Source organism: Leptothrix cholodnii SP-6 (assembly GCF_000019785.1).
In the GTDB taxonomy this organism is placed as follows: Bacteria; Pseudomonadota; Gammaproteobacteria; order Burkholderiales; family Burkholderiaceae_C; genus Sphaerotilus; species Sphaerotilus cholodnii.
The window spans coordinates 1,499,035-1,520,578 of sequence record NC_010524.1; the positions used below are offsets into that span (position 1 = coordinate 1,499,035).

The 21,544-nt window shown below is 67.4% G+C and carries 26 protein-coding genes; 16 read left to right on the forward strand and 10 right to left on the reverse strand.

Features of this window, described 5'->3' with window-relative positions; all coding sequences use genetic code 11:
- The first annotated feature begins 10 nt into the window (after positions 1 to 10).
- The 5 genes from LCHO_RS07070 to LCHO_RS07090 all read left to right on the forward strand — a co-directional run bounded on the left by LCHO_RS07070 (position 11) and on the right by LCHO_RS07090 (position 3,827).
- Positions 11 to 853, forward strand: coding sequence for an SIR2 family protein (locus LCHO_RS07070; RefSeq protein ID WP_012346446.1), 843 nt, complete (start codon positions 11 to 13; stop codon positions 851 to 853).
- Between the two features lie 45 nt (positions 854 to 898).
- The gene (locus LCHO_RS07075; protein ID WP_012346447.1) at positions 899 to 1,204 is read left to right on the forward strand and encodes a 2Fe-2S iron-sulfur cluster-binding protein; all 306 of its coding nucleotides are present in this window, start codon (positions 899 to 901) and stop codon (positions 1,202 to 1,204) included.
- A 55-nt stretch (positions 1,205 to 1,259) separates the two neighbouring features.
- A complete protein-coding gene (locus LCHO_RS07080; protein ID WP_012346448.1) occupies positions 1,260 to 2,450 on the forward strand; it encodes a flavin monoamine oxidase family protein in 1,191 nt (396 codons plus the stop codon).
- 9 nt (positions 2,451 to 2,459) lie between these two features.
- Positions 2,460 to 2,816, forward strand: coding sequence for a ribonuclease HepT family protein (locus LCHO_RS07085; RefSeq protein WP_012346449.1), 357 nt, complete (start codon positions 2,460 to 2,462; stop codon positions 2,814 to 2,816).
- A gap of 138 nt (positions 2,817 to 2,954) precedes the next feature.
- Positions 2,955 to 3,827: an SHOCT domain-containing protein gene (locus tag LCHO_RS07090; protein ID WP_012346450.1), complete on the forward strand. Its 873-nt coding sequence runs from the start codon at positions 2,955 to 2,957 to the stop codon at positions 3,825 to 3,827.
- A 1-nt stretch (position 3,828) separates the two neighbouring features.
- On the opposite strand, the gene LCHO_RS07095 is transcribed toward LCHO_RS07090, so the two are convergent.
- From LCHO_RS07095 to LCHO_RS07105, 3 genes are all read right to left on the reverse strand, one after another.
- Positions 3,829 to 4,413 (reverse strand): histidine phosphatase family protein, encoded by a 585-nt coding sequence (locus LCHO_RS07095; RefSeq protein WP_012346451.1) that lies wholly within the window; start codon positions 4,411 to 4,413, stop codon positions 3,829 to 3,831.
- Between the two features lie 35 nt (positions 4,414 to 4,448).
- On the reverse strand, positions 4,449 to 4,760 hold the full coding sequence (locus LCHO_RS07100; RefSeq protein WP_012346452.1) for a VF530 family protein: 312 nt from the start codon (positions 4,758 to 4,760) through the stop codon (positions 4,449 to 4,451).
- Between the two features lie 86 nt (positions 4,761 to 4,846).
- Complete coding sequence (locus LCHO_RS07105) at positions 4,847 to 5,224, reverse strand: immunoglobulin domain-containing protein (RefSeq protein ID WP_043703989.1); 378 nt, start codon at positions 5,222 to 5,224, stop codon at positions 4,847 to 4,849.
- A gap of 314 nt (positions 5,225 to 5,538) precedes the next feature.
- Between LCHO_RS07105 and LCHO_RS07110 the strand changes: the two genes are divergently transcribed.
- Positions 5,539 to 7,320 (forward strand): thioredoxin domain-containing protein, encoded by a 1,782-nt coding sequence (locus LCHO_RS07110; RefSeq protein WP_012346454.1) that lies wholly within the window; start codon positions 5,539 to 5,541, stop codon positions 7,318 to 7,320.
- Between the two features lie 255 nt (positions 7,321 to 7,575).
- Complete coding sequence (locus LCHO_RS22025) at positions 7,576 to 8,646, forward strand: GGDEF domain-containing protein (RefSeq protein WP_190274838.1); 1,071 nt, start codon at positions 7,576 to 7,578, stop codon at positions 8,644 to 8,646.
- Between the two features lie 119 nt (positions 8,647 to 8,765).
- Here the strand turns inward: LCHO_RS22025 and LCHO_RS07120 are convergent, their stop codons facing one another.
- The 4 genes from LCHO_RS07120 to LCHO_RS23655 all read right to left on the reverse strand — a co-directional run bounded on the left by LCHO_RS07120 (position 8,766) and on the right by LCHO_RS23655 (position 10,292).
- The gene (locus LCHO_RS07120; protein ID WP_012346456.1) at positions 8,766 to 9,062 is read right to left on the reverse strand and encodes a hypothetical protein; all 297 of its coding nucleotides are present in this window, start codon (positions 9,060 to 9,062) and stop codon (positions 8,766 to 8,768) included.
- Positions 9,063 to 9,117: 55 nt separating this feature from the next.
- Positions 9,118 to 9,360: an FmdB family zinc ribbon protein gene (locus LCHO_RS07125; RefSeq protein ID WP_012346457.1), complete on the reverse strand. Its 243-nt coding sequence runs from the start codon at positions 9,358 to 9,360 to the stop codon at positions 9,118 to 9,120.
- Between the two features lie 155 nt (positions 9,361 to 9,515).
- Positions 9,516 to 10,106: a hypothetical protein gene (locus tag LCHO_RS07130; protein WP_012346458.1), complete on the reverse strand. Its 591-nt coding sequence runs from the start codon at positions 10,104 to 10,106 to the stop codon at positions 9,516 to 9,518.
- A gap of 48 nt (positions 10,107 to 10,154) precedes the next feature.
- Complete coding sequence (locus LCHO_RS23655) at positions 10,155 to 10,292, reverse strand: hypothetical protein (RefSeq protein ID WP_012346459.1); 138 nt, start codon at positions 10,290 to 10,292, stop codon at positions 10,155 to 10,157.
- 382 nt (positions 10,293 to 10,674) lie between these two features.
- Here LCHO_RS23655 and nifH point away from each other — a divergent pair, with 382 nt between their 5' ends.
- The 6 genes from nifH to hscB all read left to right on the forward strand — a co-directional run bounded on the left by nifH (position 10,675) and on the right by hscB (position 16,336).
- Positions 10,675 to 11,556, forward strand: a complete 882-nt coding sequence (nifH, locus tag LCHO_RS07135) for a nitrogenase iron protein (protein WP_012346460.1) — start codon at positions 10,675 to 10,677, stop codon at positions 11,554 to 11,556.
- Between the two features lie 110 nt (positions 11,557 to 11,666).
- Positions 11,667 to 13,124 (forward strand): nitrogenase molybdenum-iron protein alpha chain, encoded by a 1,458-nt coding sequence (gene nifD / locus LCHO_RS07140; RefSeq protein WP_012346461.1) that lies wholly within the window; start codon positions 11,667 to 11,669, stop codon positions 13,122 to 13,124.
- Positions 13,125 to 13,252: 128 nt separating this feature from the next.
- The gene (gene nifK / locus LCHO_RS07145; protein ID WP_012346462.1) at positions 13,253 to 14,812 is read left to right on the forward strand and encodes a nitrogenase molybdenum-iron protein subunit beta; all 1,560 of its coding nucleotides are present in this window, start codon (positions 13,253 to 13,255) and stop codon (positions 14,810 to 14,812) included.
- A 137-nt stretch (positions 14,813 to 14,949) separates the two neighbouring features.
- Positions 14,950 to 15,267, forward strand: coding sequence for a hypothetical protein (locus LCHO_RS07150; RefSeq protein WP_012346463.1), 318 nt, complete (start codon positions 14,950 to 14,952; stop codon positions 15,265 to 15,267).
- 37 nt (positions 15,268 to 15,304) lie between these two features.
- Complete coding sequence (locus LCHO_RS07155; RefSeq protein ID WP_012346464.1) at positions 15,305 to 15,790, forward strand: hypothetical protein; 486 nt, start codon at positions 15,305 to 15,307, stop codon at positions 15,788 to 15,790.
- Positions 15,791 to 15,817: 27 nt separating this feature from the next.
- Positions 15,818 to 16,336, forward strand: a complete 519-nt coding sequence (gene hscB / locus LCHO_RS07160) for a Fe-S protein assembly co-chaperone HscB (RefSeq protein WP_012346465.1) — start codon at positions 15,818 to 15,820, stop codon at positions 16,334 to 16,336.
- 10 nt (positions 16,337 to 16,346) lie between these two features.
- On the opposite strand, the gene LCHO_RS07165 is transcribed toward hscB, so the two are convergent.
- Positions 16,347 to 17,168, reverse strand: coding sequence for an IclR family transcriptional regulator domain-containing protein (locus LCHO_RS07165; RefSeq protein WP_223210516.1), 822 nt, complete (start codon positions 17,166 to 17,168; stop codon positions 16,347 to 16,349).
- Between the two features lie 155 nt (positions 17,169 to 17,323).
- On the opposite strand from LCHO_RS07165, the gene LCHO_RS07170 reads away from it, so the two are divergent.
- Entirely contained in the window at positions 17,324 to 18,169 is an 846-nt protein-coding gene (locus LCHO_RS07170; protein WP_043703990.1) for a shikimate dehydrogenase family protein, read from the forward strand.
- Positions 18,170 to 18,218: 49 nt separating this feature from the next.
- Positions 18,219 to 19,235: a TRAP transporter substrate-binding protein gene (locus LCHO_RS07175; protein WP_012346468.1), complete on the forward strand. Its 1,017-nt coding sequence runs from the start codon at positions 18,219 to 18,221 to the stop codon at positions 19,233 to 19,235.
- A gap of 44 nt (positions 19,236 to 19,279) precedes the next feature.
- On the opposite strand, the gene LCHO_RS07180 is transcribed toward LCHO_RS07175, so the two are convergent.
- A complete protein-coding gene (locus tag LCHO_RS07180; RefSeq protein WP_012346469.1) occupies positions 19,280 to 20,134 on the reverse strand; it encodes an SDR family oxidoreductase in 855 nt (284 codons plus the stop codon).
- An 88-nt stretch (positions 20,135 to 20,222) separates the two neighbouring features.
- Here LCHO_RS07180 and LCHO_RS07185 point away from each other — a divergent pair, with 88 nt between their 5' ends.
- Entirely contained in the window at positions 20,223 to 20,663 is a 441-nt protein-coding gene (locus LCHO_RS07185; RefSeq protein WP_012346470.1) for a winged helix-turn-helix transcriptional regulator, read from the forward strand.
- On the opposite strand, the gene cobA is transcribed toward LCHO_RS07185, so the two are convergent.
- Positions 20,581 to 21,432, reverse strand: coding sequence for a uroporphyrinogen-III C-methyltransferase (cobA, locus tag LCHO_RS07190; RefSeq protein WP_012346471.1), 852 nt, complete (start codon positions 21,430 to 21,432; stop codon positions 20,581 to 20,583). The two genes, LCHO_RS07185 and cobA, sit on opposite strands and share 83 nt — an antisense overlap.
- Positions 21,433 to 21,544 lie beyond the last annotated feature (112 nt).

Here is a 21,544-nt window from a genome sequence, read left to right on the forward strand (position 1 = left end):
AGGAAGCACCATGAGCCACATCACCGTGAATGAAGTCCCCGTCGCATTGATCGACGGCTTGCGCGCCGGCAAGCTGGCGCCGTTTCTCGGCCCGGAGATGCTGAGCCTGTGCAGCGATCAGCCGGTGCCGGCCACGCCGCTGGCGCTCGCCACCTTCCTCAACAGCAAGACCTCGGTGCCAGGCAAGATCCGCAACCGCCTGACCGCGGTGGCGCAGTTCATCGAGAACTTCAAGCACCGCAAGACCCTGGTCGCCGCGATGGACCAGGCCTACGCCGCCACGCCCACGCCGTCGCCGCTGCACCGCTGGCTGGCGGCGCTGCCCTCGCCACTGATCGTCGACTGCTGGTACGACCGCACGATGCGCAGCGTGCTCGGGGCGCGAACCGACTGGGCCGAGGCGCAAGGCCTGTCGCAGTCCGAGCACTTCGGCACCTGGATCGGCTGGTACACCGCGCAGGGCGACGTCAGCCCCGATCCGATCGAGGCCACCACGGTGCTCTACAAGCCCTGGGGCAGCGCCTCGCCGGTGGGCAACTACCTGGTGTCGGACACCGACTACGTCGAGGTGCTGACCGAGATCGACATCCAGACGCCGATCCCCGCGCTGGTGCAGGAGCGCCGCGCCGAGCTGGGTTTTGTCTTCCTCGGCTGCCGCTTCAACGACCAGCTGCCGCGTGCCTTCGCGCGCCAGATCATGACGCGCTCGAAGGGCCCGCATTACGCCGTGCTGGCCGATGAACCGACGCGCATGGAAGCGCGTTTTCTCGAAGAGCAGGGCATCACCCGCATCGCCTTGCCGCTGGCCGATGTGGCCGAGCGGCTCACCGCCGGCGCCGTGCTGACGGCCTGAGCGTCCACCCCTTTTGTCCCACCCGTCTGACCCAAGGAGTCATCCATGTCCACACTCACCATCATGCCCAGCGGCAAGACCGTCGAGGTCGAGGCCGGCACCAACCTGCTGCAAGCCATCCTCGATGCCGGCGAGAAGCTGATCAGCAAATGCGGCGGCGACGCCAAGTGCGGCGCCTGCCACCTGTTCCTGACCGGCGGCCGCAAGGGCGTCTCGAAGATGACGCCGGCCGAGAACGCCAAGCTCGACACCCTCATCGGCATCGGCAGCAAGTCGCGCCTGGCCTGCCAGATGACGCTGCTGGGCACCGAGCCGGTCACGGTCGAGCTGCTCGGCGCGCTGTCGGGCTGAGCGCCGTCCGGCCCCTGCCTCGCGCGCCCCTTCGTTCAATCACCAGGAGCCTCTCATGCTGGATGTGGCCATCGTCGGTGGCGGCTTGTGCGGGCTGGCGCTTGCGCACAGCCTGCAGGCACGAGGGCGCGACTGGCGCCTGTTCGAATCACGTGACCGGCTCGGTGGCCGCGCCCTCACGGTGCGGTCCGACAACGGCACGCCGGTCGATCTCGGCGCCACCTGGTTCTGGCCGCACAGCCAGCCGGCCATCACCCGGCTGGTGGCCGACCTGGGGCTGGCGAGCTTTGCGCAGCACGACGATGGCCGCGTGCTGCACCTCTCGGACCCCAACCGCTCGCCGATGGCGGTGGCGCTGACCGAGCAGTTGCGGCCCGCCGCCGATGCCTCGGTGCCGGCGACGCCGGGCGCCGTGCACGGCGGCGCGCGGCGCATCGCCGGCGGCACCGGCGCGGTCATCGACGCGCTGGCGCGGCCCCTGCCCGATGCGCGCTTGCGGCTCGGGCACAGCCTGGTCGCGGTCATCGACCATGGCGATTTCATCGAGCTGCAATTGCGCCACGGCAAGGCCTTGTATTCGGTGCACGCGCGCCAGCTGGTGCTGGCGCTGCCGCCGCGTGTCATCGAAGCCGGCGTGCGTTTCACGCCCGCGCTGGAGCCGGCCGTGCGCGAGGCGATGCAGCGCACGCCGACCTGGATGGCCACCGCGGCCAAGGCCGGCTTTGCCTACAGCCGGGCGTTCTGGCGCGAGGCCGGCCACACCGGCAACGCCTGGGTCACGCATCCGCAGGCGATGCTGGCGGAGGTGTTCGACGCCTGTGGCCCCGATGGGGTGGCCAATCCTGCGCAGGCACCCGCGGCCTACCCCGGCGCGGCGCTGGCCGGTTTTGCCGCACTCGGCGCGGTGCAGCGCGAGAGCTTTGCGCGCGGCCGGGACCTGCTGCTGCGCAGCCAGCTGGTGCAGCTGTTCGGCGCCGATGCGGTCGACCCGGCCCTGCAGCCCGAGACGTTCTGGCAGGACTGGGCCAACGAGCCCGACACCTGCAGCCCCGCCGACATCGCCGAAGAGGGCCTGCAAGGTGGCCATCCCGGTTATGGCGAGCCGCTGCTGGCCCAGGCGCAATGGGGTGGCCGGCTCTATTTCGGCGGCTCGGAAACGTCGCGCCAGGGCGGCGGTTATCTCGACGGCGCACTGTGCGCGGCCGGGCGCCTGCGCCGGCAACTGCTGGCCGAGGTGGTGAGCTAGGAAAAGCCGATGTATCACCGTTCGCTGTACGAGATCGTGATGGAAACCGGCCGCTCGATCGGCCTGCTGACGCGCGAGATGCAGGGCGAGGACGAGCTGTTCGCCAGCACGCTCACGCTGCGTGCGGTCGAGGCGCAGCTGCTCATCATGGCGCACACCCTGGGCAACGTGACTCCCGCCTTGCACCAGGGCTTGCTGCAGGTCGACTGGGGCGGCTGGGCCGCGCTGCACGACAAGTTGCGCAACGGCATTCAGCCGCGCCGCGAGGAGATCTGGTATGCCGTCAACGGCCTGGTGCCACAGACGATGGCGCTGCTGCAGGCGCTGCGGCGCAAGCAGCCGGGCTGGTTTGAAGTGGGTTATTGAGCGACCCTGCCCGGCCTGTGACGGGCTGGGCGATGGGTCATCGGAGCCGCCTCGACCGCCGGTTCAGAAATCCATTTGCTCAGGGTTTGTGCTGAGGCCTCAGAATCGGCGAGATATTTCATCGATTCGGATTGACCCATGCGACAACTCTCACCGGCCGGCCAGGACATCATCAACGGCATCGCCCAGCGCCACGGCTTCAGCGTGGACGCGACGATGAGCATGCTCGACGCCGTCATCAACGGCAACGGCAGCATGGCGCAGTTCAACCATCCCGAGTTCTCCGGCTCGGGCCAGTGGATGCGCGGCGGCATGACGATGGTGTCGGACATGTTCAACAACTACCTCAAGGGCCGTGTCGACGGTTTGTGCTCGGAGTTGTCGAACCTGGTGGCGAATCAGCCCGACCTGGTGCGCACCGGCAGTTTCCAGTCGCAGAGCCAGGGCAGCGGTGGCGGTTACGGCCAGGTGCAGACCAGCCACAGCGGCCAAGGCAACAACCCGGGCAACGGTTTCGGCGCGGCCAGCCTGTTCGTGCCGCCGGCACCGGGCACCGGCGGCGACTGGTGGCCGTCCGACCTGCGCTGGCCCAACAGCACCGGCTCGCAGAACGGCGTGCGTTACGCGTACTTCTCGCAGGCGCGCCGGCTGGCGATCGACGTGGGCGGCAACGTCACGGTCTACGACACGCTCGACCACCAGATCGGTGGTTTCTCGCAGCAGCAGTCGGTGGGCGGTTCGCTGAGCTTTTCGAGCCAATATGGCCTGATCGACGTCGCGAGCCTGCCGGTGGTCTGGGCCAACGGCGGGCCGGTCTGGGCGCAGCCCGCGCCTGCTCCGGCACCCGCACCGGCGCCGTATCAGCCCGACAACAGCGCGCCGGCGTACGCGCCTGCAGCCACCCAGGACGTGTTCGCCACCATCGAGCGGCTGGCCGACCTGCGCGCCAAGGGCATCCTGAGCGACGAGGAATTCGCAGCCAAGAAGGCGGAGCTGCTGAGCCGGGTCTGAATCAGTTCACGTTCAGCCGCGCCAGCACCTGCGGCGCGCCGCCGGCGTCGGCCTTGAGCACCAGGCCCTCGCCGGAGCCGGCCGCGCCGCCGACCAGGTCCGCCAGCACGAAGTTGTGCGTGACCCAGACCTCGAAACCGCCCGGCCGCGCCGATCCGGCCACCAGCGCCTGGCGCAGTTGGCGCAGGTGATCGGCGTTGGCGCTCGCGCTGCCGGCACGCGGCGAGCCCAGCGCGGCCCATTCGTCGGCCGCGCCGAAGGCCAGCCGGGCGGTGTCGACACAGCGGCACCAGGGGCTCGTGCGCACCCGCGCGGGCTGCAGCTGGCGGGCCTTGAACCACTCGCCGATGCGCCGGGCCTGGGCGCGGCCCTCGTCGCTCAGGTTGCGCTGGGTGCTGCAATCGCCGAGCCGGAAGCCGGGCGGATCGAAGTTGCCCGGCGCCAGCGCGTGGCGCATCACCAGCACCACGCCGCCGGTGCGCAAGGCGCTGGCGACGTCGTCGCCCTCGGCGGCCCGTGCGGTGCGGCTGGCCAGCGCCGGCCAGGCCAGACCGAGCGCGATCAGGTGGCGGCGTTGCATCGGCATCTCGTGGCTCCCGTGGCGCCCGCGGCGCGGTTGGTTCAGGTCGACGTGTCCGGCGGCACCTGGGCGGGCGTGACCGTCGACGCCGCCGGCCGGAAGGCCGCCTCGCGGCGCACGTCGCGCAGCATGTAGAGGTAGAGGCTCTCGACCTTCTCGCGCGCCCACGGCGTCTTGCGCAGGAACTTGAGGCTCGACGCGATGCTGGGCTCGCTGATGAAGCAGCGCACCGGCACGCGCTCGCCCAGGCCGGCCCAGCCGTACTGCGCCACCAGCGCGCTGACGATGTTCTCCAGCGTCAGGCCGTGCAGCGGATTGCGGGGTTGTTTCGTGGGTGGGGAGGGCGCCTGCATGGCGCGATTCTGGCACCGCAGGCCGCGGCGCCATCACGCCAAGCCACCACCCCACGCCATCACCACGATCGGCCCTCAGGCCGGGCTCAGTTCGAGAACATCGCCTCGGAGACGGTCAGCACCGCGGCCTGGCTGACGACTTCGCCGTTGCCGTTGCTGATCCGCACGGTGTATTGCGTGCCCGAATCGGTGATCGATGCAGCATGGGTGGTGAAGCTCGGGCCGTCGGCCTTGGGCAGCGGCTGGCCGTTGCTCAGCCATTGATAGCTCAGCGCCTCGCCGGTGGCGGTGACGCTGAACCTGGCGCTGCCGCCGCTGACCACGGTGGCCGGTTGCGGCTGGGCCGTGATCGCCGGCGGCTTCTGCGCGGCTTCGGCCGCGATCACGGCGGCTTGCGGGGCGGTCGGCTTGGCGGTGTCGCTGCCGCACGCGCTCAGCAGCACGGTCGCGGCGGCAAGCGCCAACCAGCGACGGACGGAGGGGGCTTGAAAGGTCGTTCTTTTCATGGGGCAGACAAGTCAAAGGGCTCGGTGGGAAGGGTTTGTACGGAGCCCGACTTACGGCCTGTTGACCGGCATCGACACATGATCACGCCATTGCGATTACCGGTCTGATTGCGCAACGACACCCGGCGAGCCGCCGGCAGCCCGTGTTCGGGGGATTGCGCTGTGCCGGGCCCGTCCCGGATGGCATGCTTCCTGCCCGTCGGGATCCCTGCGCCATCGTGCCGCCGTGGCCGCCATCGCTTTGTCGCAAAACTGACAGCACACCGCACACCATGCCCAACCGCCTCGCCGACCCGTCATCCGCCTACCTGCGCCAGCACGCACGCGACCCGGTGGACTGGTACCCCTGGGGCGAGGAAGCGCTCGCCAAGGCCCGCGCCGAAGACAAGCCCATCCTGCTGTCGATCGGCTACGCCGCCTGCCACTGGTGCCACGTGATGGCGCGCGAATCGTTTGCCGACCCGGCCACCGCCGCGCTGATGAACGAAGGTTTCGTCAGCATCCTGGTCGACCGCGAACAGCGCCCCGACCTCGACCAGATCTACCAGCAGGCCCACAGCCTGCTGCGCCGCAGCGGCGGCGGCTGGCCGCTGAACGTCTTCCTGTCGCCGCAGGGCGTGCCCTTCTACAGCGGCACCTATTTCCCGGCCGAGGCCAATGAAGGCCAGCAATCCCTGCGCGACGTGCTCGGCTCGGTCGGCAAGGTCTGGCGCGAGCGCCGTGCCGACCTGGCGCGCCAGGACGCCGCGCTGCTGGATGCACTGGCCGAGACCCTGCCGCGCGCCGACCCGCGCGCCGTGCTCGATGCCCGCGTGCGCGACCAGGCCTGCGAGCAGCTCGGCAGCGCCTTCGATGCCGAGAACGGCGGCTTCGGCACGGTGCCCAAGTTCGCCCACCCCACCGACCTGGCTTTCCTGCTGCGCCGCGGCCGTGACGAGGACGACCCGGCCGCCCTGCACATGGCGCTCGACACGCTGGCCAAGATGGCCGAAGGCGGCATCTGCGACCAGATCGGCGGCGGCTTCTTCCGCTACAGCGTCGACGCCCGCTGGCGCGTGCCGCACTTCGAGAAGATGCTGTGTGACAACGCCTTGCTGCTGGCGCTCTATGCCGACGCATTCGCGCTCACCGGCGAGTCGCTGTTTCGCCGCATGGTCGACGAGACCGCCGGCTGGGCGCTGCGCGAGATGCAGGCCGCCGACGGCGGCTTCCACGCCTCGCTCGCCGCCGACGACGCGCAGGGCCGCGAAGGCCGCGTCTATGTCTGGGAAAGCGAGCCGCTGCGGCTGGCGCTGTCACCCGACGAATGGGATGTCTGCGCCGCCCATTGGGGCCTGGTGGACGCACCCGATTTCGAGGGCAGATACTGGCAGTTGCACGTCGCCCGGCCGGCCGCCGATCTGGCGTTGCTGCTGCACCGGCCCGAGGAGATGGTCGAAGAACTCATCGCCTCGGCCCGCACCAAGCTGCTGGCCGCACGCGACCAGCGCGAACACCCGGCCCGCAACGAGCAGCAGCTCACCGCCTGGAACGCGCTGATGATCACCGGCCTGGCGCGCGCCGCCGCGGTCTGCGAGCGCGCCGACTGGATCGCCGCTGCGCGTCGGGCGCTGGCGCTGATCCGCAGCGAGCGCTGGGTCGACGGGCGGCTGCTCGCGATGCCCGGTCAACACGGCTTTCTCGACGATCACGCCTTCATGCTCGAAGCCGTGCTGGCCCTGCATGCCGCCGACCCGCAGGCCGACGACCTGCCGTTTGCGGTGGCGATTGCCGAGGCGCTGCTGACGCAATTTGAAGACCCGGCGGACGGCGGTTTCTTCTTCACGCCGCATGACGCGCCGGCGCTGATCCATCGCCCGAAGCCGGGCCTGGACACCGCCACGCCGTCAGGCAACGGCACCGCCGCGCTGGCCCTGCAGGCGCTCGGCCGGCAGGTCAACGACCCGCGCTATTTCGCTGCAGCGAGCCGCTGCGTGCGGGTGTTCGCGGCGCAGGTTCAAAACGAGCCGGCGAGTCACACGCGGTTGTTGCAGGCGGCTGCGCTGAACGATTGAGGGACACTTTGCTCGACTGTGCGGGAGTTCCGGATTGCACCCCTTGCGCTGCGGCGCCGACGACCTGGGTCTGCAGGCCCGTGCGCCGCAGTTGCAAGCGGCCTGAGCGCTGGCGGCAACCTTCGACGCCAAGACCTGCGTCCGTCAAGATCTCGCGCCGGAGTCCGATATGCGGTGAAGATGCAACCAACGTCCACCCCCCTCTCACCAGACGCGAGACCCGACTGGCGCGGCGTTCGCACGGTGGCCCAAACTTTGAACGACTTCCGCACCTGTATCGCTGTGCTGGTGTTCTACCTCATCGATGCGGGCCTCATGGCATTGTTTTGCGCGTTCGGCGCCGGCAACTGGGCCTCTCCGATGTGGATCGCTGGTACAGGACTGGTGGTCGCCGGTGGGGGCGCCGTCCTGGTGCACCGCTTCGGCGGAGGGCGCTTGGACGACCCTCGGCTGGTGATCGTGCAGGCCGGGTCGGCACTGGTTGTGACGCTGGGCGTGGCATTGTTCGATCCGCCACTCATGGCCCTGATGCTGATGACGGTGATCGTGATCATCCCGACCGCGGCGCTGCGCCTTGCGCCGGGCGGCCTGCTTTCGCTTTGCATGGTGGCTGCGGTGGCCTCCTTCGCGGTGGTGGCTGCCCACGGCGGCCGGCTGACGATCCCCGCCGACACCGCGGCGCAGCAAGCGCTCAGCGGGATGTTTCTGCTCTGGACGCTGGTCAAAGGCGCCAGCATCAACCTGGCCGGCATGGCGCTGCGCATGGAACTCAACGACAGCCACGAACGCCTGGCCGCCGCGCTGTTGCGTGTCGAGCAACTGGCTGAACGGGACGAGTTGACGGGCCTGCCCAACCGGCGCCGCATGCAGGCCGCGCTGGCTGAGGAACGTGAACGCTGCAGCCGCAACGGCGTCAGCTTCTCGGTGGCGATGCTGGACATCGACCACTTCAAGCGCATCAACGACCTGTATGGCCACCCGATGGGCGACGCGGTCTTACGGTCGGTGGCCCAGCTGATGAGAACCGCATTGCGCAAGCCAGACCTCGTCGGCAGAGTGGGCGGCGAGGAGTTCCTGATGATCCTGCCCGGGGCTGCGCGCCTCGAGGAAGCGAAGCATGTCGTGGAGCGGGTGCGCGCGGCGATCGAAGGCAACGACTGGTCAGCGACGAGGGCCGACCTGCAGGTCACAGCATCGATCGGCGTCGCGGTTGGCGAGCCGGGTGAGTCGGTGGAAAGCCTTTTCGACCGGGCCGATCGCGGCCTTTATCTCGCCAAGCAGGGTGGCCGCAACCAGGTCGCAGCCGACACACCTCGGCCGCACTGAACCCCGATTCCGAGCTTCCCAGCCGACGATACTGCGGCTGTACAAGGCCACGATCCGCGCCGTTGACGCCTCTTGCGGGATCAAGCCGGTCGTCGACCCCGAGTGCCGCAGGCGGTGGGCTAAAACCCGTCCGACGCCTTGCCCCACGGATGACTGCCCGGCACCAACGCCGCCTTGATGCCCGCGCGTTCGATCGCAGCGAGGTCCTTGTAGAAGGTGGCCTCGTGCACCAGCGTGCCGTTGGGGCTGGTGACCGCAACGTAGCGCGCCACCGGATCGACCTCGCACAGGTAGCCGCCACCGGGATCGGTGGTGGCGCGCACGGCAAGCTTGATCCTGACGCTGCCGTCTTCGCTCTGGATCGTGCCGCTGCGGCCGCCCTGGGTCAGCATCCGGGCTTTGTAGACGAGGTCCATCGGGAGTCCTTCGATCGAGAAAAAGGGGGGGCGGTTCGCGTCAGCGGCGAGGTGGCTACTTCGACTTCAGCAGCCTGGCGCGTTCGCCCGCGCCGAGGTTGCTGAAGTGGCCCTGGGCATCGGCCATGCGGCGGTTGGCCATGCGGATGGCTTCGATCTTGCCGGCCGGGGCGATGCGCGAGACCGCGCGCACCAGCTCGGTCGAGGCACAGCTCGGGCAGGTCGGCACGGTGCCGGAGCGCACCAGCAGTTCGAACGCGGCATCGCAGGCCTTGCAGTGGTAGTCGTACAGCGGCATGGCGGGTTCCTGTGGCAGATGACGAATGAAGGCGTGAGCGCGGATCAGCGCGATCCCCGTGCCATCGCCAGGGCCGGGTAGGCGCCCGGCGCGTGCTCGAACAGGCGTGCCCGGCCCATCGCGGAAGGCACGGAAGGCACCGGCGCCGGCATGGTTCACACGGGGCGGTTTTCGTAGAGGTTGCGCACCGGGCCCATCAAGGCCAGGCCTTCTTCGTAGCTGATCTTCGGAAAGCTCTGGCTGAAACCCGCGGCCTTGTCGGCGATCGCATCCACCTTGCCGGCGGTGTCGAGGCGCTTGAGTTCGGTCTTCTCGAGATAGAGCAGTTCAAGCGTCTCGTTGTAGACCGTCGCTTCGTCGATCGGCAGGATGTAGAAGCTGGCGCCGCCGAACTCGACCTGGTAGCGCTTGGAGATGTCGATGTTGTCGCAGAAGAGAAAGTACTTGCCCTTCGGCGACAGCGCATCGCCCAGCACCTCGGCCAGCATCTTCAGGTGCTCGAAGCTGAGCAGGAACGCGCTCAGGAAGGCGATGTGCGATTCGCCTTCCTGCGCGGCGGCAATCACCTGGTCGCTGCTGACTTCGGGCGGGCGTGCTTCGTCGGCGCGCTTGGCTGCGAACTTCAAGGCGATATCACCACGAAAGCCGATGCGTCCGGCCTTCCGGGTCGGACCCTTCAGCACGCTGTTGAGCAGGCGGCCTTCGGCCTCGAGGCGGCCGAGTGCGGTTTGGTCGATGGTCGTCATGGTGAGGTCTTTCTTCAGGGGTGGGGAGTCGATCGGGAAAGGGTCGATTCAGGTTGCATCGGCATTGCGCAGGAAGTCGGCCACCTTGTAGAAGGCCGCATCCGGCTCGGCACGCAAGGCGTCGTCATGCCCGTCCAGTCGCAGGTCATGCGGATTGCTGATCAATGGCAGGACGGGCTGGTTCATGCAGCAACTACTGCAACCCCCGTACCAGCCCGTGTCGCACGGCTCGCGCGCGTGATCCGTCTACGAGCAAGGGCGCCGACGCCTGGTTTTTGCCGTTGTCGAGCGACGCTGGAAAGCCCTGATTTGTCGGCTTTCAAACAATCTCCACGAGCCCTCCGTCGACACCTGAAAGAGAAGGTTTCTCTCGTGAAAACAATCACTTGCATGAGTTCTCACGGGGTGGCACGCAGGTTGCGAAAGGAGCTCTGCGCGGAACCCATGTCTGCCCCGGCGGGCTTCATAAGAAGACCGATAGAGGCGCCAAAGGCTGCATCGAGATCGCGACGACTCTCACGTCATCTCAACGTCCCTTTTGAATCCTTCAACGGATCGGAGAAACCAAATGGCTGCACTTCGGCAAATCGCCTTCTACGGCAAAGGTGGCATCGGCAAGTCCACCACCTCGCAGAACACCCTGGCTGCATTGAGCGACCTGGGCCAGAAGATCCTCATCGTCGGCTGTGATCCCAAGGCCGACTCGACCCGCCTGATCCTGCACGCCAAGGCCCAGGACACCATCCTGTCGCTGGCCGCCGAGGCCGGTTCGGTCGAGGACCTCGAGCTCGAGGACGTGATGAAGGTCGGCTACAAGGACATCCGTTGCGTCGAATCCGGTGGCCCGGAGCCGGGTGTCGGTTGCGCCGGCCGCGGCGTGATCACCTCGATCAACTTCCTCGAGGAAAACGGCGCCTATGACGGCGTGGACTACGTGTCCTACGACGTGCTCGGCGACGTGGTGTGCGGTGGTTTTGCCATGCCCATCCGCGAGAACAAGGCGCAGGAGATCTACATCGTGATGTCGGGCGAGATGATGGCCATGTACGCGGCCAACAACATCTCCAAGGGCATCCTGAAGTACGCCAACTCGGGCGGCGTGCGCCTGGGCGGCCTGGTCTGCAACGAGCGCCAGACCGACAAGGAACTCGAGCTGGCCGACTCGCTGGCCAAGATGCTCGGCTCCAGGCTGATCCACTTCGTGCCGCGCGACAACATCGTTCAACACGCGGAACTGCGTCGCATGACGGTGCTCGAGTACGCGCCGGAATCCAAGCAGGCGCAGGAGTACCGCACGCTGGCTTCGAAGATCCACAACAACGCCGGCAACGGCACGATCCCCACCCCCATCACGATGGATCAGCTCGAAGACCTGCTGATGGAGCACGGGATCATGAAGGCGGTCGACGAAAGCCAGGTCGGCAAGTCGGCTGCCGAACTCGTCGCCTGATCCAGAACCAAAGGCTCACCGAGTGAGCCATGGACGGCGGTGTGTCCGCATCGCGCCACGCTGCCGTCCCGAAAGCATCTCCTTTCGACCGCTTTCCGGAGCACCCCACCATGAGCATCACCGTAGAAGAGCGCAAGGCCACCAACAAGGCCTTGATTGACGAAGTCCTGAAGGCCTATCCCGAAAAGATGGCCAAGCGCCGTGCCAAGCACCTCGGCCAGTTCGAGGAAGGCAAGCCCGATTGCGGCGTCAAGTCCAACATCAAGTCGCTCCCCGGCGTGATGACCATCCGTGGCTGTGCCTACGCCGGCTCCAAGGGCGTGGTGTGGGGCCCCATCAAGGACATGATCCACATCTCCCACGGACCCGTCGGCTGTGGCCAGTACAGCTGGGCCGCCCGGCGCAACTACTACATCGGCACCACCGGCATCGACACCTTCGTGACGATGCAGTTCACCTCCGACTTCCAGGAGAAGGACATCGTCTTCGGCGGCGACAAGAAGCTCGACAAGATCATCGACGAGATCCAGGTCCTGTTCCCGCTGAACAAGGGCATCTCGATCCAGAGCGAATGCCCGATCGGCCTGATCGGCGACGACATCGAGGCGGTGTCGAAGAAGAAGGCCAAGGAACACGACGGCCACACCATCGTGCCGGTGCGCTGCGAGGGTTTCCGTGGCGTGTCGCAATCGCTCGGCCACCACATCGCCAACGACGCGATCCGGGACTGGGTGTTCGACAAGGTCGACCCCAACAAGCGCCCCGACTTCGTCTCGACCCCGTACGACGTGGCCATCATCGGCGACTACAACATCGGTGGCGATGCCTGGTCGAGCCGCATCCTGCTCGAAGAGATGGGCCTGCGCGTGATCGCCCAGTGGTCCGGCGACGGCACCATCGCCGAGCTGGAAAACACCCCCAAGGCCAAGCTCAACGTGCTGCATTGCTACCGCTCGATGAACTACATCAGCCGGCACATGGAAGAGAAGTACGGCGTGCCCTGGGTCGAGTACAACTTCTTCGGCCCGACCATGATCGAGAAGAGCCTGCGCGAGATCGCGGCCCACTTCGACGACACGATCAAGGCCAAGGCTGAAGAGGTTATCGCCAAGTACCGCCCGCTGGTCGACGCGGTGATCGCCAAGTACAAGCCGCGCCTGCTCGACAAGACCGTGATGCTGTTCGTCGGCGGCCTGCGCCCACGCCACGTCATCGGCGCCTACGAGGACCTGGGCATGAACGTGGTCGGCACCGGCTACGAGTTCGGCCACAACGACGACTACCAGCGCACCACCCACTACATCAAGGACGGCACGCTGATCTATGACGACGTGACGGGCTACGAGTTCGAGAAGTTCGTCGAGAAGGTGCAGCCCGACCTGGTCGGCTCGGGCATCAAGGAGAAGTACGTCTTCCAGAAGATGGGCGTGCCGTTCCGCCAGATGCACAGCTGGGACTACTCGGGCCCGTACCACGGCTATGACGGCTTCGCGATCTTCGCGCGCGACATGGACATGGCGATTTCGAGCCCTGTCTGGGCACTTGCCAAGGCCCCGTGGAAGAGCTGACCCCCTAGACGCCAGAGGCGTCGTCCCCCCAAGGGGGAGTGGCCCTCTTGGGGCGGCCCGGCGAGGGCCGGCCGCCCTCGCTGCAAGCACCGATCAATTCTCTGAACCTGATCCAACGGAGTCCCACCATGCCGCAAAACGCCGACAAGGTCATCGACCACGAAATGCTCTTCCGCGAGCCGGAGTACCAGGAGCTGTTTGCCTCCAAGAAGGCCGAATTCGAGTTCAACCATTCCGACACCAAGGTCGCCGAGATCCGCGACTGGACCAAGAGCGCCGAGTACAAGGACAAGAACTTCGCCCGTGAAGCGCTGACCGTCAATCCGGCCAAGGCCTGCCAGCCGCTGGGTGCGGTGTTCGTGGCCAACGGTTTCCACAAGACCCTGAGCTTCGTGCACGGTTCGCAAGGCTGCGTGGCCTACTACCGCTCGCACTTCTCGCGTCACTTCAAGGAGCCGACCTCGTGCGTGTCTTCCTCGATGACCGAAGACGCCGCCGTGTTCGGTGGCCTCAACAACATGATCGACGGCCTGGCCAACTCGTACAACCTGTACAAGCCCGACATGATCGCGGTGTCGACCACCTGCATGGCCGAGGTCATCGGTGACGACCTGAACGCCTTCATCAAGACCTCGAAGGAAAAGGGCAGCGTGCCGGCCGAGTTCGACGTGCCTTTCGCGCACACGCCGGCCTTCGTCGGCAGCCACGTGACCGGCTACGACAACGCCCTGCTCGGCATCCTGCAGCACTTCTGGGACGGCAAGGCCGGCACGGCGCCCAAGCTCGAGCGCGTGCCTGACGAGAGCATCAACTTCATCGGTGGCTTCGACGGTTTCGTGGTCGGCAACATGTTGGAGATCAAGCGCATCTTCGACCTGTTCGGTGCCGACTACACCGTGCTGTGCGATCCGTCGGAGACCTGGAACACGCCCACCGACGGCCAGTTCCGCATGTACGAAGGTGGCACCACCAAGGCCCAGGTCGAGCGTGCCCTGAACGCCAAGGCGACGATCGTCTTCCAGGAATACAGCTGCGAAAAGACCATCAAGTACCTGAAGGAAAAGGGCCAGGAAGTCGTGGTGCTCAACAGCCCCATCGGCGTGGCCGGCACCGATGCCTTCGTGATGGCCCTGTCACGCCTGACCGGCAAGCCCGTGCCCGCTGTGCTGGAGAAGGAGCGCGGCCAGCTGGTCGACGCGATGGCCGACAGCCAGGCCCACCTGCACGGCAAGCGTTATGCGCTGTACGGCGATCCGGACATGATGCTGGGCCTGACCCAGTTCCTGCTTGAACTCGGTGCCGAACCGGCTCACGTGCTGGCTACCAATGGCAGCAACGAATGGGCCGCCAAGGTCCAGGCGCTGCTCGATGCATCGCCCTACGGCGCGGGCTGCAAGGTGTACCCGAAGCGCGACCTCTGGCACATGCGCTCGCTGCTGTTCACGGAGCCGGTCGACTTCCTGATCGGCAACACCTACGGCAAGTACCTCGAGCGCGACACCGGCACGCCGCTGATCCGCATGGTGTTCCCGATCTTCGATCGCCACCACTACCACCGTTACCCGATCTGGGGTTATGACGGTGCGCTGCGCACGCTGATCATGTTCCTCGACGAGTTCTTCGAGACGCTGGACGCGAACACCATCGTCCCCGGCAAGACCGACTACTCCTACGACATCATCCGATGAGTGTCGGCCCCCCGAGGGGACGCCGGGCCTGCTTGGGGCGGCCCGGCGCTGGCCCGTAAGTCAGGCCATCGGTCCCGGCAATCCGAGCCCCGCTCGTTGCAACGAAGACGTCCTTGTCATGTTTCGAGGAGTTCGAGATGGAACCCGTGCTCGTCAAGTACCTGTCCGACGACCGCAAGGTCGAGATCATCGATGGTTGGCTGTGCCTGGAGGGCCGCCCCGAGGTGCGTGAACTGGTGGTGCTCGACGAGCATCCGAATCGGCAGGCGATCCTGAAGGCGGTGCCCAAGGCCACGCACATGGCCGGGCGCATTCCGTTGACGATGCCCGAGGCGTCGGTGGCGCAGGCCGCCTTGCGGCGTGCCCACGACACCTTCGATGGCAGCGCCCATGCCGTGACCGAGCGCATGCGCCATGCGGTCTGGCAGAAGGTGTTCGCCGACGGCGCCGATTGACCCCGCGCGGCATCGAATCGAAAGAGGCCGTGAAGCAATGATCTATGTCGTTGAAGTGCCGCCGCAAGGCGAGCCGCATGCCTGGTTCGCCTTCGACGAAGAAGACCTGTTGAACAAGGTGGCCGCGGACGACCGCCTCGCTGCCCACGCGATCTGGGATTGCGCCAGCGCGAGCGAGCTGCTCGATCTGTTCGACGAAAGCCCCGCTGCCATCGGCATCGAACAGCGCCACCCCGCCATCTGCGCGCTCGGCACGCAGTCCGGCTGGGACACGCTGCTGTACCGCGCCGACTACCTGCAGGAGCCCGGCCTCTATGCGCCGCAGCCGGTGCGCCTGGTCGACGCCTGCCGCGCGGCCTTGCGCCAGCGCGGCGGGCAATGGCGTTTCTACGAAGGCGAGCAGCACGCGCTGATGGCCGTGGATGCGCCCGACACGCTCTACGATCAACCCGGCGGCTGGCGCGCACGCTGGTCCTTGCGCCAGCAGTTGATCGCCGTCGAGGCCCTCGCCGATGACCTCTGAGCACGCCGCGCGCTGGCGCACACGCCCATGAGGATCGACGACAACGACTTCGAGCTGTTCGGCATCGAGGCGAGCTTCTCTCTCGATCGAGCCCGGCTCGACGCACGCTGGAAAGCGCTGCAGGGCGAGGTGCACCCGGATCGTTTCGTGGCCGAAGGGGCGGCCGCTCAACGAGTGGCGATGCAATGGGCGATCCGTGTCAACGAGGCCTATCGGCGCCTGAAGGATCCGCTCCAGCGCGCCGCCTATCTGTGCGAACTCAATGGCCAGGCGATCGGTGCCGAGAACAACACCGCGATGCCGGCCGCCTTCCTGATGCAGCAGATGGCGTGGCGCGAATCGCTCGACGAGGCCCGCACGCTGGCCGCTGTCGAAGGACTGGCCGACCAGGTGGCCGCGCGTCAGCGCACCTTGCTCGACGAGATGGCCGTGCTGATCGACGAACGCCACGACTGGCCCGCCGCCACCGCACAGGTGCGCGCGCTGATGTTCATCACGCGTTTCTCGCAGGACGTCGATCGGCGCCTCGACGCCGACGGCGCCTGAGGCGCCGCGCTCAGATCACCGGGCGCAGCGTCTGCGCCGTCTCCAGCAGCGCCGGCACCAGCCGGGCGACGATCTGCTCGGGCGGCCAGGCGGCGCTCTGCAAGGTCATGCCCAGCGCGGCCTTGCACTCGCCGTAGCGATCACGCAGCACGGTGGACACGCCGGTCAGGCCGACGTCGAGCTGGCCGACCGACATCCAGTGGTCCTGATGACGCGCCAGCCGGACCTCCTCGGTGAAGCTCTCGGCCGTCACCACGGTGCTGGCGGTGAAACCTGCGAACTCGTGCGTGGCGACCCAGTGCAGCAGCGCGTCATCCTTCAAGGTGGCGAGTAGCACGCGGCTCGGGCTGACCACATGGGCCGGCACACGCGCCCCGGCGTGAAAGCCGATCGACACCACCCGCGGGCTGTTGCTGCGCGCCACGTAGACCACCTCGTGGCCGTCGAGCACGCTGACGTTGACGGTCTCGCCGGTGGCCATCGACAGACGCTGGATGAAGGGCTGCACCAGCCGTGGCAGCCGTGCGCCTTCCAGATAGCTCTGGCCCAGGCGCAGCACCCGCGGCGTCAGCCAGAAGTGCTTGCCGTCGGTGGCGGCGTAGCCGTAATGGCACAGGCTGAGCAGATGCCGCCGCACGGCGGTGCGCGGTATGGCAGTGCGCTGGCAGACCTGGGCGCAGGTCATGCGCGCGTGTTCGTCGTCGAACGATTCGATCACCGCCAGCCCGCGGCCCAGGCCGACGATGAGGTCGGCCGGGTCGATCGGGAAGTCGAAATCGCCGCCGTGGCTGCTCAGGCCTGAACCGAGCGAGGCATCGGCTGCGTCAGCCACTGGGGTAGACCTGGGATAAACCATTATTTCAACCGTTGATCGGACAACATTGTCCGATTATCGGTCAGCGCGAACAGGCTCCATCTTGTTCCGGACCGGGCCGCTGCCTACAGTGAACCCAGACCCGAACAACCCCGACCGGACCTCCTTCCCAAATGACGATTTCAGGCAGCACACGCGTCTTCATGGTGCTCGGCGACCCGGTCGCCCAGGTGCAGGCGCCGCAGATCTTCAACCGCGTGTTCCAGCGCTTCGGCGTCGATGCGGTGCTGGTGCCGGCGCAGGTGCGGGCAGACTGCCTCTCGGCTTTCGCCCACGCGGTGCTGGCGGCCGGCAACATCGACGGCCTGTGGCTGACGATCCCGCACAAGACCACGCTGGTGTCGGAACTGGCCCGCATGGACGCCTGCGCCCGCGCGGCGCAATCGGTCAACGCGGTGCGCCGGCAGGCTAACGGCGAGCTCGAAGGCGCGCTGTTCGACGGCCTCGGCCTGGTCGGCGCGCTGCGTCACTTCGGCATCGAGCCGCGCGGCCTGCGCGTGCTGCTGCTGGGCGCCGGTGGCGCGGGCGCCGCGATCGCCGCGGCCCTGCTCGACCACGGCGTGGCCCGACTGGCGCTGCACGACCTGGGCTCGCGCGCCACCGAACTGGCCGGCCGACTGGCTGACGGCGATGACGGCCGTATCAGCGTGCAATCCGCCGACCCGGAAGGTTTCGACCTGGTGATCAACGCCACCCCGCTGGGCCTGCGCGCCGACGACCCGCTGCCGTTCGACGTGCGCCGCCTCGACGCCCGCGCCAAGGTGGTCGACATCCTGATGAAGCCGCAACCCACGCCCTTGCTGCGCGCCTGCGCCGAACGTGGCATCGAGGCGCATCCGGGCTTCGAGATGCTGGTGCAGCAAGTGCCGCACTACCTGTCCTTCTTCGGCATGGACGCCATTGCCGAGACCTTGAAAACGGACTTGTCCGATGTCCGCCTGGGCCTGCAGTCGCTCTGACCGCAAGCCTCTTTCTGATCCCTTTCACTCACCGACCTGGAGACTTTCCATGAACATGGTTCGCCGCTGCATTTCTCTTTCGCTTCTGACCGCTGCGTTGTTCGCGTCCGGCCTGAGCCACGCCGCCGACATCGAGACCCGCACCATCAAGTTCCCCTCGGCCAGCAACAAGGGCCATCCGCAGGTGATCGGGGTCGAGAAGTTCGCCGAACTGGTCGCCCAGAAGAGCGGCGGCAAGCTGAGCGTCAAGCCTTTCCCCGGCGGCACGCTGGGGCCGGATCTGCAGACGGTCTCGGCCATGCAGGGCGGCACGATGGAGATGACGGTGATGAACGCCAGCCTGCTGGCCGGCAACGCCAAGGAGATGGCGATCTTCGACTTCCCGTTCATGTTCAACAACACGCGTGAGGCCGACGCCATCGCCGACGGCCCGATCGGCCAGAAGCTGCTCGACAAGCTGCAGGAGCGCGGTCTGGTCGGCCTGGCGTACTGGGACCTGGGCTTTCGCCAGATGCACACGCTCAAGCGTCCGATCGCCAAGGCCGACGACTTCAAGGGCCTGAAGATGCGCGTGATCCCGACGCCGATCTACGTCGACTTCATGAAGGCGCTGGGCGCCTCGCCGGTGCCGATGCCCTTCACCGAGACCTACACCGCGCTGGAGCAGGGGGCGATCGACGGCATGACCAATCCGCTGCTCAACATCCTCGACGGCAAGTACAACGAGGTCTCCAAGCACCTGACGATCACCAACCACATGTACACGCCGCAGGCGGTGATCGTGAGCAAGAAGTTCTGGGACAAGCTCTCGCCGGTCGAGCAGAAGATCCTGCGTGACGCCGCGATGGAAACGGCGGTGTTCCAGCGCAAGGTGGCGCGTGACGAAGCGGCGAAGGTGCTGGGTGAACTCAAGAAGCTCGGCATGACCGTGCACGAACTGCCGCCGGAAGAACTCGCCAAGATGCGCGAGCGTGCCAAGCCGGTGATCGAGAAGTACACCAAGGAACTCGGCCCGGTGGTGCAGGAGATGTACGCGGCGGTCGAGAAGGTTCGCGCAGCGAAGTGATCTCCGGCGTCGACCCGGGAGCGGGATGGCTCCCGCTCTGCTGATCAGCCCTTGACCGCCTGCGCGATCGTCGATGCCATCGGTGTCGTCGGCCGGCCGATCAGCGCGCTGAGCTGGTGGCTGTCATCGAACAGGCCGCCCTTGGAGGCGCCTACGTCCGAGTCGGCCAGCAGCGATGCCAGGCCGGCCGGCAGGCCGAAGCCGAGCAGCGCGGCCTCGAAAGCGGCTTGCGGCATGTCGTTGTAGGCCACCGGCTTGTCGGCCTGGGCGGCGATCTCGGCGGCCAGTTCGGCCAGCGTGTACGACGTGTCGCCGGCCAGCTCGTAGACCTTGCCGGCCGGGTTGTCGGCGGTCAGCACGGCGGCTGCGGCCGCGGCGTAGTCGGCACGGGCGGCCGAGGCGATGCGGCCGTTCCCGGCGCTGCCCAGCACCACGCCGTGCGCCAGCGCGGCGGGCACGGAGGCGGCGTAGTTCTCGGTGTACCAGCCGTTGCGCAGCAGCACGAACGGCAGGCCCGAGGCGCGCAGCATCGCTTCGGTCTCGACGTGTTCGCCGGCCAGCGCCAGCGGCGAGCTGTCGGCGTGCAGCAGGCTGGTGTAGGCGATCAGCTTGACGCCTGCACGCTGCGCCGCCTCGATCACGGTGCGGTGCTGCGGGGCGCGCTGGCCCACTTCGCTCGACGAGATCAGCAGCAGCTTGTGTGCGCCGGTGAATGCGGCGTCGAGCGTGGCGGGCTGGTTGTAGTCGGCCTGGCGCACCCGCACGCCGCGCGCGGCCAGGTCCTGCGCCTTCTCGGGGCTGCGCACGGCGGCGACGATCTCGCTGGCGGGCACGGTCTTGAGCAGGGATTCGATGACGAGACGGCCGAGCTGGCCGGTGGCGCCGGTGATGACGATCATGGTGAAACTTTCGGGTTCGTTGAAGGGACGCTGTCAGAATAGCGATCAAACTAACTTTCCGTAAGTACGTACCTGGAGGTAAGTGCCCATGACCGATCGCACCTCATCCGAAGTCGCCGCGCTCCCCTTGTCGGCGCTGGTGCGCCGGGGCGAGCTGTTTTCGCCCGATTGCCCGTCGCGTGACGTGCTCAAGCACGTCACCAGCCGCTGGGGCGTGCTGCTGCTGGTGGCGCTGATGGGCGGCACGCACCGCTTCAGCGACCTGCGCCGCAAGGTCGGCGGCGTGAGCGAGAAGATGCTGGCGCAGACGCTGCGCTGGCTCGAAGCGGATGGCTTCGTGCTGCGTGTGTCGCACGACACCGTGCCGCCGCATGTCGAATACAGCCTGACGCCGCTGGGCCTGGCGGTGGGTCAGCGCGTGGCGGCGCTGGCCGACTGGATCGAGCTCAATCTGCCCGACATCCTGGATGCGCAGCGGCTGCAGGTAGGCGCGTCAGCAGCGGCCGCAGGCCGACCACCTGGCCGATGATGATCAGCGCCGGCGGCTTGACGGCATGTGCGAGCGCCAGTGACGGCAGCGTCAGCAGCGTGCCGGTGATGCAGCGTTCGCCGGGCAGGGTGGCGCGTTCGACCAGCGCGGCCGGCGTGTCGGCCGGCAGGCCGTGCGCGAGCAGTTGCCGGCAGATCACCGGCAGGGTGCCCACGCCCATGTAGATCACCACCGTCTGGCGCGGCCGCGCCAGCATCGGCCAGTCGAGATCGATCTCGTGGTTCTCCCGCAGGTGGCCGGTGGTGAACACCAGCGTGCCGGCGTGGTCGCGGTGCGTGAGCGGGATGCCGGCGCTGGCGGCCGCACCCTGTGCGGCGCTCAGGCCGGGGATCACGTCGAAGGGGATGCCCGCCTCGGCCAGCGCTTGCGCCTCTTCGCCGCCGCGGCCGAAGATGTAGCCATCGCCGCCCTTGAGCCGCAGCAGCGGCCGGCCGCTGCGCGCCAGCGCCACCATGCGCTCGATGATGGTCTCCTGCGACAGCGTGTGGCGCGCGCATTCCTTGCCCACGTAGATGCGCTGCGCGTGCTCGGGCACGAACGCCATCACCTCGTCGCTGACGAGGTGGTCGTGCAGCACCAGCGTGGCCTGCCGCAGCGCCTTGTGGGCCTTGAGCGTGAGCAGCTCCGGGTCGCCCGGGCCGGCGCCCACCAGCGTGACACGGGCTGCCGTGCTGGCGGCTGCGACGGGCTGCAGCGGCGCCTGCACAGGCCCGGGGGTGAACTGCAGGGATTTGTCGATCACGCGCATGGCCCGGGCCTCTTCTCTTCTTCTGGGTGGAGTGGGTCGAGTGGGTTGACTCGTTCGGTGTGGGGGCGATGTTCAGATGCGACGCCGTGTGCGTCCTTGAACTGGTTCAAGG